This is a genomic window from Salinicola sp. DM10 (assembly GCF_017306975.2).
Lineage (GTDB): Bacteria > Pseudomonadota > Gammaproteobacteria > Pseudomonadales > Halomonadaceae > Salinicola.
Window position 1 is genome coordinate 146,072 of record NZ_JAFLEN020000003.1, and the last position, 13,519, is coordinate 159,590.

Sequence of the window (13,519 nt, forward strand, 5' to 3'; positions counted from 1 at the left end):
AAGACAAGAACCCTCAGGCTAGGCGCCAGAATGGCGCCGCGCTAACCACCGCAGCGTTCCTCGCCCTCTTGGCTCCATCCCGCTACCGCCCTACCCCTGCGCCATCTAATGCGCCCTGCCTGAGCTTTCTCCTACGTTCCAACCCCAGTTCTCACCTGGGGCCGCGACACGTGCTCAGACACTGGCGGCGAGCCAGCCGCGCCATCCGCCGAAGCGGGTCACGTCCTCGGCCGGCCCGTCATGTTCCAGAGCCCCGGCGGCCGCGATAAAGCCGCAGCACCAGGTGCCGTCATCAAGCTCTACCTGCCCCAGCCCGAGCGGCGCGGGGATGCCGGCGAGAAAACTGCCGACGTTTGCAATCGGCAGGCGCCAGACCTCCACGTCGATGGCGGCGCCATCGACGTCGTCGCGCACCATTGCCGGGCGTGCCGGCGGGCCACCGGCCAGCGCATAGAGCCGATAGCGCGGGCTGGAGCGGGTCACGGCGACCTTCACCGCGCCCCGTCGCCTGAGCTGATGATTGAGCGCCAGGCCGTCGAGATGCGCACCACACACCACCAGCGCCAGGCTGCCATCGCGGGCCTCGGGCAGCGCTGGTGAATGCGCACGCGCGAGACCGGTGGCGCCCAGTGGCAGCTCGAGACGCCGTTCTAGCGCCCGCCCCAGGCTCAACAGCGTCAGATCGGTGAAGGCTGGCCCGAACAGCGTGACGCCAAACGGCAGGCCGCCCTCGGTGAAACCGGTGGGCACGGCAAGAGCGCTGTAGTCGAGCAGGTTCATGAAGTTGGTCCAGGTACCCAGCTGCGAGTTGACGGCGATGGGCGCCGCGGCCACTTCGGCCTTGGTCGGATGGGTCACGGTGGTCGGCGCCAGCATGACATCGACCCCGGCGAGCAGGACATCGGCCTGGCGCTTGTACTCGGCTAGCTGATAGCGGGCGGCGAAGGCATCCACCGCTAGCGGCTTTCCGCCGCCCTCGATCACCCGACGGGTCACCGGATGCAGCACCTCGGGACGCGTCTCGATCCACTCGCGCACCGCATGGTAGCGCTCGGCGACCCAGGGGCCCTCGTAGAGCAGACGCGCCGCGGCCAACAGCGGCGCACAGTCGAGCTCGACCCTGACCCCGCCCAACGCCTCGAGATCGGCGATGGCCCGGCGCATGCCGGCGCTGTAGGCCTCGTCGGTGGCCCACTGTGCTTCCGGCGGCACGCCGAAGCGAAAGTGCGCCGGTGCCTCGCCGTAGGCCTGGCCGGCCACGGCGAAGTCGTGGCGCCGCGACCAGGCGCAGTCGGGATCGTACGCAGCGGCGACGCTCAGTACCGCATGGGCGTCGTCGGCGCTCAGCGCGAACAGGCTGATGGTGTCCAGGGTGGCGCAGGCCGGCACCACGCCGGCGGTGCTCAGCAGCCCCAGCGTCGGCTTGACGCCGAACAGGTTGTTGAAGCAGGCCGGCACGCGCCCCGAGCCGGCGGTATCGGTGCCCAGGGCGAAGCTCACCTGGCCCTGGGCGGTGGTGACCGCCGAGCCGCTGCTCGAGCCGCCGGGGATGTAGGCGGCGTCGAAGGCGTTGCCGGGCACCCCGTAGTCGTCCGGCGCGCGTTCGCCGACCAGCCCGGTGGCGAACTGGTCGAGGTTGGTCTTGCCCAGCGGAATGGCGCCGGCGTCGATCAGGCGTTGCACGACGAAGGCCGACGCCTCGGGCGTATAGGCGTAGGCCGGGCACCCCGCCGTGGTGGGCACACCGGCGAGATCGATGTTGTCCTTGATCGCGAAGGGGATGCCGTAGAGCGGCAGTGTCTCCGGGTCGGCGCCGTCGAGGCGCCGCAGATAGGGTTCGAGCTGCTCGCGCGACAGCCGGGTGATCCAGGCGGGATCGGCGGCGCGCGCCTCGGCGTCCGCCAGCAGTTCGGCGACCAGCTCGCGCGGGGTCAGTTCATGGGTACGATAGCGCGCCAGCAGCGCGGTGAGGGTAATGTCGATGACACTCATGCCGGGGTCTCCTGGTGGGCGCTCTGTGCGAGGATCACGATCGGCTGGCCGGGGGCGACGGCGCCGCCCTCGCACAGCGGTAGGCGGGTCACCGTGCCCGCCTCGCGGGTGGTGATCTCGACCTCCATCTTCATCGACTCGACCAGGGCGACGACCTGGCCGGGCGTCACGACATCGCCAACGCTGACCATCAGCTTCCACAGACTGCCGGTGACCGGGCTGTCGACGCCCGACTCGTCGCTGTCGAGCTCTGTCGCTTCGCCAGCCTCCGGCGTCTGGTCCTCGAAGGTGAACTGGCCGTTGGCACGCCAGGCGGCCATCTCCTGTTGGAAAGCGGCCTCGCGACGTTCGCGGAAGCGGTCGATGCGTTCGGCGTGGGCGTCGATCTCGGCCTGGTAGTCGGCGAGTCGGAAGCGCGTGCGCTCGATCTCGAGCGGATAGCGCCCGTGAGGGAAGTCACGGCGGATGCGCAGCAACTCGTCATGGCTGACCTCGAAGAAGCGCAGCTGATCGAAGAAGCGCAGCAGCCAGGGGTTGTCGAAGTGCTCGGTGCGGCGATAGCGGTTCCACATCTGCAGGGTGCGCCCGACGAACTGATAGCCGCCGGGGCCCTCCATGCCATAGACGCACAGATAGGCGCCGCCGATGCCCACCGAGTTCTCGGCGGTCCAGGTGCGCGCCGGGTTGTACTTGGTGGTGACCAGGCGCTGGGCCGGATCGAGCGGGGTGGCCACCGGGGCGCCGAGATAGACGTCGCCTAGCCCCATCACCAGATAGCGGGCACCGAAGACGATCTCACGGACCTGCTCGATGCTATCGAGCGCATTGATGCGGCGGATGAACTCCAGGTTGCTGGGACACCAGGGCGCATCCGGGCGCACGCTGCGCTGGTACTTGTCGATCGCTTCCTGGCAGGCGGGGTCGTCCCAGGAGAGCGGCAAATGCACGGTGCGCGCTTCGACCTCCAGCGACGCCACATCGCGCAGTTCCCCCTCGGCACGTTCGAGATGCGCCAGCAGCTCACCCAGGTCGAGTTCATCAGGCTCGTAGTGAATCTGCAGCGAGCGGATGCCCGGAGTGAGTTCCCGCAGGCCGGGCAGCGGGTTGTCGCGCAGCCACAGCATCCAGGCGTGGGCGCGGAAGCGCAGCGCGATGTCGAGCTCCATGGCGCCGAACTCGACCAGCAGGAAGTCGTCGCCGGCGCGCCGGTAGACGAGCCGCTCGCCGGCACTGGCGGCCGCCACCTTACGCAGCACCGGGCTGCCGCGCTGTGCGATCAAGGCCACGGAGTCGTCGCCGCTCAGCGTTGCCAGCTGGGCCTGCTGGCGCGCCTCGAGGGCGCGGGCGGTGGCCAGATCCACCGGCACGAAGCGAACACGATCACCGGCGGTGAGCTGGCCGAGTTTCCAGCGCTCGGCCCGCACCACCGTCGCCGGGCAGACGAAGCCCCCCAGTGAGGGGCCGTCCGGGCCGAGAATCACCGGCATGTCGCCGGTGAAGTCGATGGTGCCGAAGGCGTAGGCGTTATCATGGATGTTCGACGGATGCAGCCCGGCCTCGCCGCCGTCGGCCCGTGCCCACTCGGGGCGAGGGCCGATCAGGCGCACCCCGGTGCGGCTGGAGTTGTAGTGGACTTCCCACTCGTGGGCGAAGAGCGTGTCGATATCCGCCTCGGTGAAGAAATCCGGCGCCCCGTGCGGGCCATAGAGCACGGCAATCTCGCGCACCGGGGCGTCGGCGCCGCCGAAGCAGGGTCTGAGCGCCTCTGGCAGAATGCGCGGCGCGGTGGGCGCCAGCTCGGGCAGGGCCAGCATGTCGCCGCTGCGCAACGCGCGGCCGGCATGGCCGCCGAACTGGCCCAGGGTGAAGGTGCTGCGCGAGCCGAGATAGCGCGGGCAGTCGATGCCACCGCGTACCAGCAGGTAGGCACGCGCGCCGGCATGTGCCTTGCCCAAGGTCAGGGTAGCGCCGGCGGGGATCTCCAGCACCTGCCAGAAAGCCACCGGCTCACCGTCTAGATCGGCGGGCAGCTCGCAGCCGGTGAGCGCGATCTGGGTGGCACGGTGGAAGCGCAGCGCCGGGCCGGTCAGGGTGATCTCCAGCCCCGCCGCATCGGCCGGGTTGTCGAGCAGGCGGTTACCAAGACGGAACGACCAGTCGTCGAAGGGGCCCGAGGGGGGCACGCCGACGTCCCAGTGGCCCTGGCGTCCGGGGTAGTCCTGAATCGTGGTCAGCGTGCCGGCAGTGAGCACCTCGATGGCCGGCGGCGCCCAGGCGAGATCGGCCAGCCAGCGGGTGTGCAGCTCGGCATCACGGAAGCGGGCATCCCGCAGCACATGGGACAGCCAGGTGCGGTTGGTCTCGAAACCGTAGACGCAGGCGCCCGCCAGGGCGTCGGCCAGGCGCGTGCGGGCGGTGTCGCGATCGTCGGCGTGGACGATCACCTTGGCCAACATCGGATCGAACAGCGCCGAGATCTCCAGCCCCGCCTCGATGGCATGGTCGACGCGCAGCCCTGGCGCCTCGGGGAAGGTGACCTCGGTGAGCAGACCGGCGCTGGGCCGAAAATCGTGACTCGGGTCCTCGGCGTAGAGGCGTGCCTGGATGGCATGGCCGCGCGGCTCGAGTTCACGGATCAGCGTCTCGAGTGGCGCCAGCTCGCCGGCGCCGAGACGGATCATCCACTCGACGAGATCGACGCCCCAGACGGCCTCGGTGACACCGTGCTCGACCTGCAGGCGGGTGTTGACCTCGAGGAAATAGAAGCGCTCGCGCTCGGCATCGTAGATGAACTCCACGGTGCCGGCATTGCGATAGGCGACGGCCTCACCCAGGCGCACGGCGGTGGCGTGCAGTTCACGCCGCACGGCCTGTGGCAGATCGGGTGCCGGGCACTCCTCGATCACCTTCTGATGGCGGCGCTGGGTGGAGCAGTCGCGCTCACCGAGGGCGACCACCTGGCCCTGGCCGTCGCCGAACAGTTGGACCTCCAGATGCCGCGCCCGGGCGATGTAGGCCTCGACAAAGACGCCAGCATCGCCGAAGTTGCGCTCACCGAGGCCGCGTACCGAGTCGAAGGCGCGTTCGAGCTCGCTGGCATCGGCGCACACCTGCATGCCGATGCCGCCGCCGCCGGCGGTGGACTTGAGCATCACCGGGTAGCCGATGCGGGCGGCCTCCCGCCGTGCCGCATCGAGGTCGTCGAGCAGCCCGGAACCGGGCACCAGCGGCACCCCGGCGCGTTCGGCCAGCGCCCTGGCCTCGTGCTTCAGGCCGAAGTCGCGAATCTGCTCGGGGGTGGGGCCGAGAAAGACCAGCCCGGCCGCCTCGCAGGCCTGGATGAAGTGAGTGTTCTCGGAGAGAAAGCCGTAACCGGGGTGCACTGCCTCGGCGCCACTGCGTCGAGCGATATCGATCAGCTTGTCGATGGCGAGATAGGTATCGGCGGCGCCGCCCTCACCGAGGGAGTATGCCTCGTCGGCGGCGAACACATAGGGCGCGTCGCGGTCGGCTTCGGCGTAGACCACCACCGAGCCGATACCCAGGCGCAAGAGCGTGCGCTGAATACGCGCGGCGATGGCCCCGCGATTGGCGATCAGAATTTTACGGAACATGACATTGGTCCATGACTCGGCGGGCCGTCCCGCCAGGACTGGGGTCGTCATGGAGTCGTCTCCATGACCAATGACGCGGCATACGAGGCTGGCGAGTCGTCGCGAACGCTGGCCAGACAGGTCGGTCTCGCTAATCCCAGATCAGCAGCTCGATCGGCGTCGGGTCATACCCATTGCACGGGTTGTTGAGCTGCGGACAGTTGGAGATCAGCACCACCACGTCCATCTCCGCGACCATCTCCACGTACTTGCCCGGCGCCGAGATGCCATCCTCGAAGGTCAGCCCCCCCTCTTCGGTCACCGGGACGTTCATGAAAAAGTTGATGTTGTGGGTAATGTCGCGCTTGGTCAGGCCGTATTCGGGGTGGTCGGCAATCGCCTGCATCCAGTTGTCACGGCACGAGTGCATGTGGCGCTTTTCCAGGTCGTAGCGCACGGTGTTGCTCTCGCTGGCGCAGGCCCCACCCAGTGTGTCGTGACGACCGCAGGTGTCAGCGGTGATGGTCAGCAGTACCCGGCCCTCGTTGGAGCGCAGCTTCGAGCCGGCACTCAGATAGACCTCGCCCTGCTCGCGCAGGGTGTCCATGGCGCTATAGCGCTCGGCGGTGTCGTGGGCGTTGAAGAACAGCGTGTCCGCGGCCTGGTTGCCCTCCAGGTCGAGCAGCCGCAGGGTCTGGCCGGCACGGACGATACCGATGTAGTGATCGCCGGCCTCGACCGTGGTGCGGCTGACGGCGTTCTCGGGGCGCTGGTTACTCTCGATGATCATGTCGCGATGCTCCCTTACAGGCCGAGGTGATAGAGGCGGTTGTTGGCGAAGCCACGGGCGTTCTCCGGCCGCGAGCGGTAGCAGATGTCGTCCTCGGTGGGGGCCGGCGCGGTCCCCAGCGCGATCTCCACCCCGCGGTGTGGATAGTCAGAGCTGGGATCGAGCGGATGTGGACAGGTGTGCAGGATCACCAGCGTATCCATCTCCAGGCGCAGGGTGACGCTGGCGCCGGGCTGACAGTGCCCCGGAACATAGCGCAGGCGCCCCTGGGCATCGCTCTCCACCTTAGAGAACAGGTTGAGGTTGGCAGCCATGTCGCGCCGGCCGAGACCGTACTTGGCCAGCTCGACCAGGAAGCTGTCGTAGCCGGTTCGGGTCCAGGCGTTGTGCGCCTGTTGATAGCTGACCGCCTGCCAGCCCTTGGCGAGCAGGTGGTGCGGCATCAGGTTGCCGCCGACGCTGTCGTGCCAGCCCAGATCGTCGGCGACGATCGAGGCGAAGATGCGCCCCATGTCGGAGTAGAGGCAGTGGCCGCGGGTCAGCTTGAAGGTGTGCTGGGCTTTCAGCGTATCCGGCAGATTGAGACGTTCGAGCAGATTCTCGGGGTTGTAGCAGAGCAGACCGACGTTGGTGTCGGCCTCGCGGGCCGTCAGCGTCAGCGTGGTGCCGCGGCGCAGGCGCAGCGACCAGTGGTGCCCACCGGGGAGGTACGTGGTATAGCGCGCGTCGTCGCCGGAGTGGGTACTCATGTCAGCGTCTCCTGGGAGGTCGGGTGAAAGCGGCCGGCGGCATCGAGACGCTCGACGAGCGCCTCGGGCGGGCGCTGCTGCGCCCCGACCGGCAGGTCGTAGGTGATGGTGGCGCCATAGGCGTTGGGCGCCTGGGGGTCGTGGCGGACCTTGTCGAACACCCATAACCGGGTGCCCAGCGCGAAAGCCTCTTTGACGTCGTGGGTGATCATGAAGATGGTCAACTGCTGCTCGCGCCACAGCCGCGTGATCAGGCCGTGCATGTCCTGGCGGATACCGGGATCCAGCGCGCCGAAGGGTTCGTCGAGGAGCAGGATACGCGGCTTCATCATCAGCGCCTGGGCGATCGCCAGACGCTGCTGCATGCCACCGGAGAGCTCGTGCGGGTACTTCTCCAGTGCGCCTGCCAACCCCACCTCGGTGAGCCTGGCAACGGCGTTGTCGCGGGCCCGTCGGCGGGCCGCGCCGTAGAGCTTGCCCAGCAGCGGCGAACGTGCGAACTCCTCGGCAATGGTCACGTTGCCGAGCACGCTGAGGTGCGGGAACACCGAGTACTTCTGGAACACCACCCCGCGATCCGGGCCGGGTTCGTCGGGCAGCGGGCGGCCATCCAGACGCAGGCTGCCGCGCGAGATGCGCTCGGTGCCCAGCAGCAGCTTGAGGAAGGTGGTCTTGCCGCAGCCGGACGCGCCGACCAGGGTGACGAACTCACCGCGCTCGACGCGGAAGCTCAAGCGCTCGAGCACCAACTGATCGCCGTAGCGCTTCTCCAGATGCTGCGCTTCCAGCAGCGCGGGCTGTCTCTCTGTCGAACTCATGACGCATCGCCCTCCTCGGCGTGGTACCAGGGGAAGGCGCGCTGCGAGACCAGTGCCAGGGCGCGGTCGAGGAGGAACGCCAGCAGCGTGATCCAGGCCACGTAGGGCAGGATCACATCCATGGCCAGATAGCGGCGCACCAGGAAGATGCGATAGCCCAGTCCATCCTGGGCAGCGATCGCTTCGGCCGCGATCAAAAACAGCCAGGCGCTGCCCAACGCCAGCCGGGTCGAGGCGAGCAAGCGCGGCGTGAGCTGGGGCAGCAGGACCCGCAGCAGGACCTGCCAGGAGTTGGCGCCCAGCGTCTGCGCCTTGATCAGCTGTTCGTCCGGCAGGCGCAGCGCATGGCTCTGCAGATCGCGAATCAGAAACGGCGTGACGCCGATGACGATCAGCGCCACCTTGGCCATCTCGCCGGTGCCGAAGGCGATGAACAGCACCGGCAGAATGGCCATCGGCGGCACCAGCGAGAGAACCGTGACCAGCGGCGACAGCTTGGCCCGCAGCAGCGGCAGGCCGCCCGTCAGTAGCCCGATCGTCAGCCCGATCAGAGCGCTGATGGCGACCCCGAGCCCCAGCCGCTCGAGACTCGCCAGCGTATCGCCCCACAGCGGAATGGAGCCGGTGCGCACACTGGCCTCGGTCGCCAGCTGGTGAAAGGTCTCCAGCATGGTGGTGGGCGCCGGCAGCAGGCGCTCGTTGGGATTGGCGGCGAGCCTGGCCCGGGAGAGGCCAAGATAGACCAGCCCTAGCAGCGCAAAGGGAAGCGCCCCCAGCAGCCAGCGGCCGCCGCGCGACGGCCGGACGTTGATGAGTCGTTTCATGGAGGGAGCCTCGTCAGGTCGATGGCGTGGCGTCGCTCACTCGTGCGAGGCGGCGTAGGCTTCCGTATAGGTCGGATCGAAACGCAGCTTGATGTTGTCCTTATTACCGAACACCCCACTGGGGTTCTGAATGCCGACGAAGCCGGGGTTGGGCGCCATCTCGCCCAGCAGGCCGTGCTTGAAGCTGAATTCGGCGACGCGCCGCATGGTCTCCAGCAGCGCCTGGCCGCGCAGCAGCGAGGCCGCTTCGACGGGGTCGGTATACAGGTGGGTAGCGGCGAGCTGATGGCGATAACCGGCGAGACCGGTACCAGCGGCCTCGGCCATTTGCGACAGCGCCGCCTCGTCGCCCGCCGCCATCTTCTGCATCACCTCGTACCAGGCACCGACCAGGGCCCGGCCGAAATCGGGGTTTTCCTTCAGGGTGTCGGTATTGACCACCATCAGATCGAGGATTTCACGCGGGATCTGGTGCGAGCTGTAGACCAGATGGGCGTCATCGAGCTGCTCGATCGCACTCAGTTGGGGGTTCCAGGTCACCACCGCCTGGACATCGTCGTGGGGGAAGATCGAGACGATATCGGCATCCGTGGTGTTGACGGTCTCGATGTCGCGCTCGCTCAGCCCGACGCTCTCCAGCGCCCGCGCCAGCAGATAGTGCGAGACGCTGAACTGCACCAGATTGACCTTGCGTCCCTTGATGTCGGCGAGGTCGTCGCTGCCCTTGAGCACGACGCCATCGTTGCCGTCGGAGTAGTCATTGACGATCAGCGCGGTGGAGTCGACGCCGCTGGCGGCGGGCAGGGTCAGGGCATCCATGTTGGTCATGGCACAGCCGTCGACATTACCGGAGGTGTACTGATTGACCGATTCGATGTAGTCGTTGACCTGCACCACATCGATGTCGATACCGTACTTGTGGGCCCATTTGTCGACGATCCCTTGGGTATCGGCATAGCCCCAGGGCATCCAGCCGGCGTAGATAGACCAGCAGACCGAGAAGTGATCGCGCGACTGCGCGAAAGCGGCAGGGGTCGCAGCCAGCGAGGCAGCGGTGAGCAAGCTCAGGAAGGCGTGGCGTAGGGTCATGGATTCGAGTCTCCGACGGCGGTGATGGACAAAACGCTGGGAGTATCGGTAGCAGCATGCTGCACCTGATCCTCCCGGGCTTTTGTCCCGCCGTGTAACCTGATCCGCCGCGCCCGTTCGACCGGCTCGGTAGGCATCAGGTCGGCAGCTCTCGGACCAGCCATCGTGCGCGACACCCTCACGACCGGAACCCTAGCCACCCATTGAAACCGAATTGTTCATCCACGGTAGCGAGTGCTACCGATCACTCCCAGTTCGTTCTCTTGCTGCATCATGCTCAAGCAAGAACCCGGCCAGAAACGAATAAACCTTCATTAACATGAGACTAGCTGCCATGGGCAGACCGTGCGGCTGTCTGCGCGTGGCACCGATGCGCCAGGATGGCACGCCTCAGGCGGCCCACGCGTCAATCCGGTGCATCATTCCGCTCCTAGCTCGCCAGCTTCAACCCGACCACCGCGACCACGATCAGGCCGACGAAGGCGAGCCGCAGCGGCCGGCGCGACTCTCCCCACAGCCACATGCCCAGAAGCGTGCTGCCGAGGGTGCCGATGCCGGTGAAGATGGCGTAGGCCACGCCCATGTCGATCGAGCGCATGGCGATGGATAGCAGCCCCAGCGAGCAGCCGAAACCCACCACCAACAGCGCCACGCCGCTGGCACGCTGGCCACGATGAACGCGCGCGAAGCCGCTCACGCCGACGATCTCGCAGACGCCGGAGGCGAGTAGCGCCAGCCAGTGCCAGGTGGTGATATCGAGCGTCATGCGCTCACCTGCTGCAGCCCGATCACGCCCACCATCAGCAGCACCAGAAAGCCCAGCACCGGCCACTGGAACGCCACCCCGAACAGCAGCCAGTCGGCGATCACGGTACCCGCCGCGCCCATGCCGACGAACACCGTGTAGACGGTGCTGGTGGGGAGATAGCGCACGGCGCGGGAGGCCAGCCACAGACTGGCCACCGCCAGGCCGACCGTGAGCCCCCACTCGAGGCGGCTGTCGGCGTGCTTGAGCCCGCTGGCCCAGCCCACTTCGGCGAGCCCGGCCAGCGGCAGAAGCCCCCAGCGGGCGCGCAGACGGAAACGTCGAGTTCGATGTGTTCGGCTCATGCTGGCTCTCCCCTGCTCGTCTCGGACGAATGACCGGACTAAGAGGGTGTTTACAAGATGCCTGCGCTCGGCAATACGGCGTTAAAATCGGTCTCAAAATGCTCATTTACCCCGTGTAAACTCCGCTTTTTCGACCGATTTTGCCTTGTCTTGCCTTCGCTCGCCGAATTTGTAAACACCCTCTAAGAACGCCTTTCACAACCGCTATACGACGTGGGCTTATCCGGCGGCAGGGCGTCGCGAGGGCGCTGTGAACCCCTCCCTGGGCGCTACCTTTGCCATCCCTGGCAAAGGACCCTCGCTTTGCCCTGCCCCCGGCGCCCATCGTCAGATGGGTTTGGAAACGGGCTCTAACCGTGGATCGGCGATACAGTCTTTGTCGCTGTCGCCGTCGTCGCTATAGCCTTACTAACTAACGGTCGTTAGTTTATTGATACCCATCAACTCTGGCAAGCTCTCGCTTTTCCTCGCCCCCTCGCCCAGGAGTGCCGCTTGGACACCCGCAGCCATCTCAAGCAGATCGCCCTGACGCGCTTCGCCCGCCACGGCTACGAGGGCGTCAGCCTGGCCCAGATCGCCACCGACGCGGGGATCAAGAAGCCCTCGATCTACAACCACTTCGAGAGCAAGGCCGCGCTCTTTCTCGAACTCGCCGACGACGCCGAGAACACCCTCCTGGCGCTGGTGACGGAGAGCCTGGCCAGCCAGCGCCAGGCGCCCTTCGAGCAGCGCCTGCGCCATCTGGTGGAGTGCTGCTGCACCATCTCCTACCGTGAGCACCAGGGGGTGTTCTACAAGCGCTTTCTGCTCTTTCCCCCCCAGGAGCTCAGCCGCGAGGCGCGCGACATCAGCGCCCGTGCCGAGCAGCGTCTCGACCAGCGTCTGGGCGAGATCTTCCACGCCGGCCAGGCGGATGCCGCCCTCGACCCGACGCTGGACGAGGCGGCCTTCATAGCCGCCTTCTACTGCCTGGTGGATGGGCTGCTGTCGGAGACCTTCATGTACGACAAGGCCGCGCTGGCGCGGCGCTTCGAGGGGGTGTGGCGGGTCTTCTGGCGCGGCGTGCGCGCGGGCTGAACGGCGCCGCTCACGCCGCCAGCGGTTTGCGCCAGGCCTGATAGCAGTGGCGGTTGCGCGCCTGGGCCACCACCGAGTGGGCGCGCAGGCCGGGAATATCGATGGCTTCCAAGCCGTCGAGCGCGGCGATGGTATCCGGCGGGCAGGCGTTGCGCGGGGCGATGTCGTTCCAGCCGAGCAGGAACAGCCCGCCCGGGCGCAGGCAGCGGCTGGCACCGATGAAGGCGGCTTCGATCGCCGCCGGGTCGTCGAGCCCCCAGCCCAGCACGCCGTTGCAGATCACCGCGTCCAGCGAGGCGGGGGCGAGATACGCCTCCAGATGAGCCATGTCAGCGATGATATGGCGCGCACCGCCGAAGACCGCCTTGGCCGGGTCGATCTCCATGGTGATCACCTCGGCCGAGGACAGTAGCGCGGGGTAGTGACGGGTGTACCAGGCGCAGCCGACCAGCAGCACGTCCGCTACCGCCGGGTCGGCGTCGAGCGCCGGCAGCACGCACTCCTCGAGCAGGCGACGATCCCCGTAGCGGTAACGCAGGACCAGGCCGCGCCGGTCGATGGCGCCGAGCAGTCTGGCGGTGGTGCGATAGAAACCGGCTTTCCCTGGCATGCAGGACGTCCTGTGAGCGCAGATCCGGTTCGATCCTATCCAAGCCGGGGCACGGCGTCGATGCCGGCCGCGGCGGGCGGTGTCAGGCGCGGCTCTCGCGCTGCTTGCGGATCACTTCGTAGGCGTTGCTGATCTCGGCAGTGCGCTCCTTGGCCATCTCGCGCATGCTCTCCGGCAGCCCCTTGCCGGCCAGCTTATCCGGGTGGTTCTCGCTCATCAGCTTGCGATAGGCGCGCTTGACCTCGGCATCGCTGGCCTCTTCGGAGATGCCCAGCACCCGGTAGGCGTCCTCCAGGCTCTGGCCGCTGCTCGCCTGGCTGCCACCGGCCTGGTGCGGGCCGCCGCGCAGCATCGCTTCGATCTGCTGGATCTCGGCCTCCGAGAAGCCCAGGCCACGGGCCACACGCAGCAGCATGGTGTGCTCGGCTTCGTGCATCTGGCCGTCGGCGGCGATCGCCGCCAGCTGCACCTGCAGGAAGACCTGCAGCAGCGCGCGCTGGCCGCCGGTGACCCGGCGGATGGTGGCAACCTCGGCGTCGAGATCGAACTCGGGGCTCTTGCCCCGGTTGAACGCCGCCTTGGCCCGCTCGCGCATCTCGCCATTGAGGTGCAGGCGATCGAACAGCATCTCGGCGGTGCGAATCTCGTCGCGGGTGATATGGCCGTCGGCCTTGCAGATACAGCCCATCACCGCAAAGGTGGATTCGAGAAACTGGTGCTGGATGCCCACCACCCGCCCCACCACGGATTGGCGCAGCTTGCGGCTGATCCACCAGCCGATCCCGGCCCCGATCAGAAGACCCGGCAGTTTGCCGGCGAGGTAGCCGATGAAGGCGCCGATCAGAATGGCAATAGACATGGAAGTCC

12 protein-coding genes and 1 riboswitch are annotated in these 13,519 nt (G+C 67.4%); of the genes, 1 reads left to right on the forward strand and 11 read right to left on the reverse strand.

Going from position 1 to position 13,519, the window contains the following annotated elements; all coding sequences use genetic code 11:
- Positions 1-174: 174 nt before the first annotated feature.
- The 9 genes from atzF to J0A90_RS12320 all read right to left on the reverse strand — a co-directional run bounded on the left by atzF (position 175) and on the right by J0A90_RS12320 (position 10,965).
- The gene (gene atzF, locus J0A90_RS12280) at positions 175-1,992 is read right to left on the reverse strand and encodes an allophanate hydrolase (RefSeq protein ID WP_207036350.1); all 1,818 of its coding nucleotides are present in this window, start codon (positions 1,990-1,992) and stop codon (positions 175-177) included.
- On the reverse strand, positions 1,989-5,606 hold the full coding sequence (gene uca / locus J0A90_RS12285) for an urea carboxylase (protein ID WP_207036886.1): 3,618 nt from the start codon (positions 5,604-5,606) through the stop codon (positions 1,989-1,991). Before uca ends, atzF begins: the two co-directional genes overlap by 4 nt.
- A 130-nt stretch (positions 5,607-5,736) precedes the next feature.
- On the reverse strand, positions 5,737-6,375 hold the full coding sequence (locus J0A90_RS12290) for an urea amidolyase associated protein UAAP2 (RefSeq protein WP_207036352.1): 639 nt from the start codon (positions 6,373-6,375) through the stop codon (positions 5,737-5,739).
- 14 nt (positions 6,376-6,389) lie between these two features.
- On the reverse strand, positions 6,390-7,124 hold the full coding sequence (locus tag J0A90_RS12295; RefSeq protein ID WP_207036354.1) for an urea amidolyase associated protein UAAP1: 735 nt from the start codon (positions 7,122-7,124) through the stop codon (positions 6,390-6,392).
- The gene (locus J0A90_RS12300) at positions 7,121-7,942 is read right to left on the reverse strand and encodes an ATP-binding cassette domain-containing protein (RefSeq protein ID WP_207036356.1); all 822 of its coding nucleotides are present in this window, start codon (positions 7,940-7,942) and stop codon (positions 7,121-7,123) included. Before J0A90_RS12300 ends, J0A90_RS12295 begins: the two co-directional genes overlap by 4 nt.
- Complete coding sequence (locus tag J0A90_RS12305; RefSeq protein ID WP_207036358.1) at positions 7,939-8,766, reverse strand: ABC transporter permease; 828 nt, start codon at positions 8,764-8,766, stop codon at positions 7,939-7,941. The genes J0A90_RS12300 and J0A90_RS12305 overlap by 4 nt, the downstream gene beginning before the upstream one ends.
- Before the next feature lie 36 nt (positions 8,767-8,802).
- On the reverse strand, positions 8,803-9,855 hold the full coding sequence (locus tag J0A90_RS12310; RefSeq protein WP_207036360.1) for a putative urea ABC transporter substrate-binding protein: 1,053 nt from the start codon (positions 9,853-9,855) through the stop codon (positions 8,803-8,805).
- 69 nt (positions 9,856-9,924) lie between these two features.
- Positions 9,925-10,062, reverse strand: a riboswitch (guanidine-I (ykkC/yxkD leader).
- Positions 10,063-10,285: 223 nt separating this feature from the next.
- The gene (locus J0A90_RS12315; protein ID WP_207036362.1) at positions 10,286-10,621 is read right to left on the reverse strand and encodes a multidrug efflux SMR transporter; all 336 of its coding nucleotides are present in this window, start codon (positions 10,619-10,621) and stop codon (positions 10,286-10,288) included.
- On the reverse strand, positions 10,618-10,965 hold the full coding sequence (locus J0A90_RS12320) for a multidrug efflux SMR transporter (RefSeq protein WP_207036364.1): 348 nt from the start codon (positions 10,963-10,965) through the stop codon (positions 10,618-10,620). The genes J0A90_RS12315 and J0A90_RS12320 overlap by 4 nt, the downstream gene beginning before the upstream one ends.
- A 492-nt stretch (positions 10,966-11,457) precedes the next feature.
- Here J0A90_RS12320 and J0A90_RS12325 point away from each other — a divergent pair, with 492 nt between their 5' ends.
- The gene (locus J0A90_RS12325) at positions 11,458-12,042 is read left to right on the forward strand and encodes a TetR/AcrR family transcriptional regulator (protein WP_035476326.1); all 585 of its coding nucleotides are present in this window, start codon (positions 11,458-11,460) and stop codon (positions 12,040-12,042) included.
- Between the two features lie 10 nt (positions 12,043-12,052).
- Here J0A90_RS12325 and J0A90_RS12330 read toward each other — a convergent pair whose 3' ends face one another.
- Complete coding sequence (locus J0A90_RS12330) at positions 12,053-12,652, reverse strand: methyltransferase domain-containing protein (protein WP_207036365.1); 600 nt, start codon at positions 12,650-12,652, stop codon at positions 12,053-12,055.
- A gap of 82 nt (positions 12,653-12,734) precedes the next feature.
- Positions 12,735-13,511 (reverse strand): co-chaperone DjlA, encoded by a 777-nt coding sequence (djlA, locus tag J0A90_RS12335; RefSeq protein ID WP_035476322.1) that lies wholly within the window; start codon positions 13,509-13,511, stop codon positions 12,735-12,737.
- Positions 13,512-13,519 lie beyond the last annotated feature (8 nt).

What these genes read in the sequence shown, in the direction of transcription:
- atzF (WP_207036350.1), bottom strand. Translation starts at nt 1,992, where the DNA reads ATGAGTGTCATCGACATTACCCTCACCGCGCTGCTGGCGCGCTATCGT.
- uca (WP_207036886.1), bottom strand. Translation starts at nt 5,606, where the DNA reads ATGTTCCGTAAAATTCTGATCGCCAATCGCGGGGCCATCGCCGCGCGT.
- J0A90_RS12290 (WP_207036352.1), bottom strand. Translation starts at nt 6,375, where the DNA reads ATGATCATCGAGAGTAACCAGCGCCCCGAGAACGCCGTCAGCCGCACC.
- J0A90_RS12295 (WP_207036354.1), bottom strand. Translation starts at nt 7,124, where the DNA reads ATGAGTACCCACTCCGGCGACGACGCGCGCTATACCACGTACCTCCCC.
- J0A90_RS12300 (WP_207036356.1), bottom strand. Translation starts at nt 7,942, where the DNA reads ATGAGTTCGACAGAGAGACAGCCCGCGCTGCTGGAAGCGCAGCATCTG.
- J0A90_RS12305 (WP_207036358.1), bottom strand. Translation starts at nt 8,766, where the DNA reads ATGAAACGACTCATCAACGTCCGGCCGTCGCGCGGCGGCCGCTGGCTG.
- J0A90_RS12310 (WP_207036360.1), bottom strand. Translation starts at nt 9,855, where the DNA reads ATGACCCTACGCCACGCCTTCCTGAGCTTGCTCACCGCTGCCTCGCTG.
- J0A90_RS12315 (WP_207036362.1), bottom strand. Translation starts at nt 10,621, where the DNA reads ATGACGCTCGATATCACCACCTGGCACTGGCTGGCGCTACTCGCCTCC.
- J0A90_RS12320 (WP_207036364.1), bottom strand. Translation starts at nt 10,965, where the DNA reads ATGAGCCGAACACATCGAACTCGACGTTTCCGTCTGCGCGCCCGCTGG.
- J0A90_RS12330 (WP_207036365.1), bottom strand. Translation starts at nt 12,652, where the DNA reads ATGCCAGGGAAAGCCGGTTTCTATCGCACCACCGCCAGACTGCTCGGC.
- djlA (WP_035476322.1), bottom strand. Translation starts at nt 13,511, where the DNA reads ATGTCTATTGCCATTCTGATCGGCGCCTTCATCGGCTACCTCGCCGGC.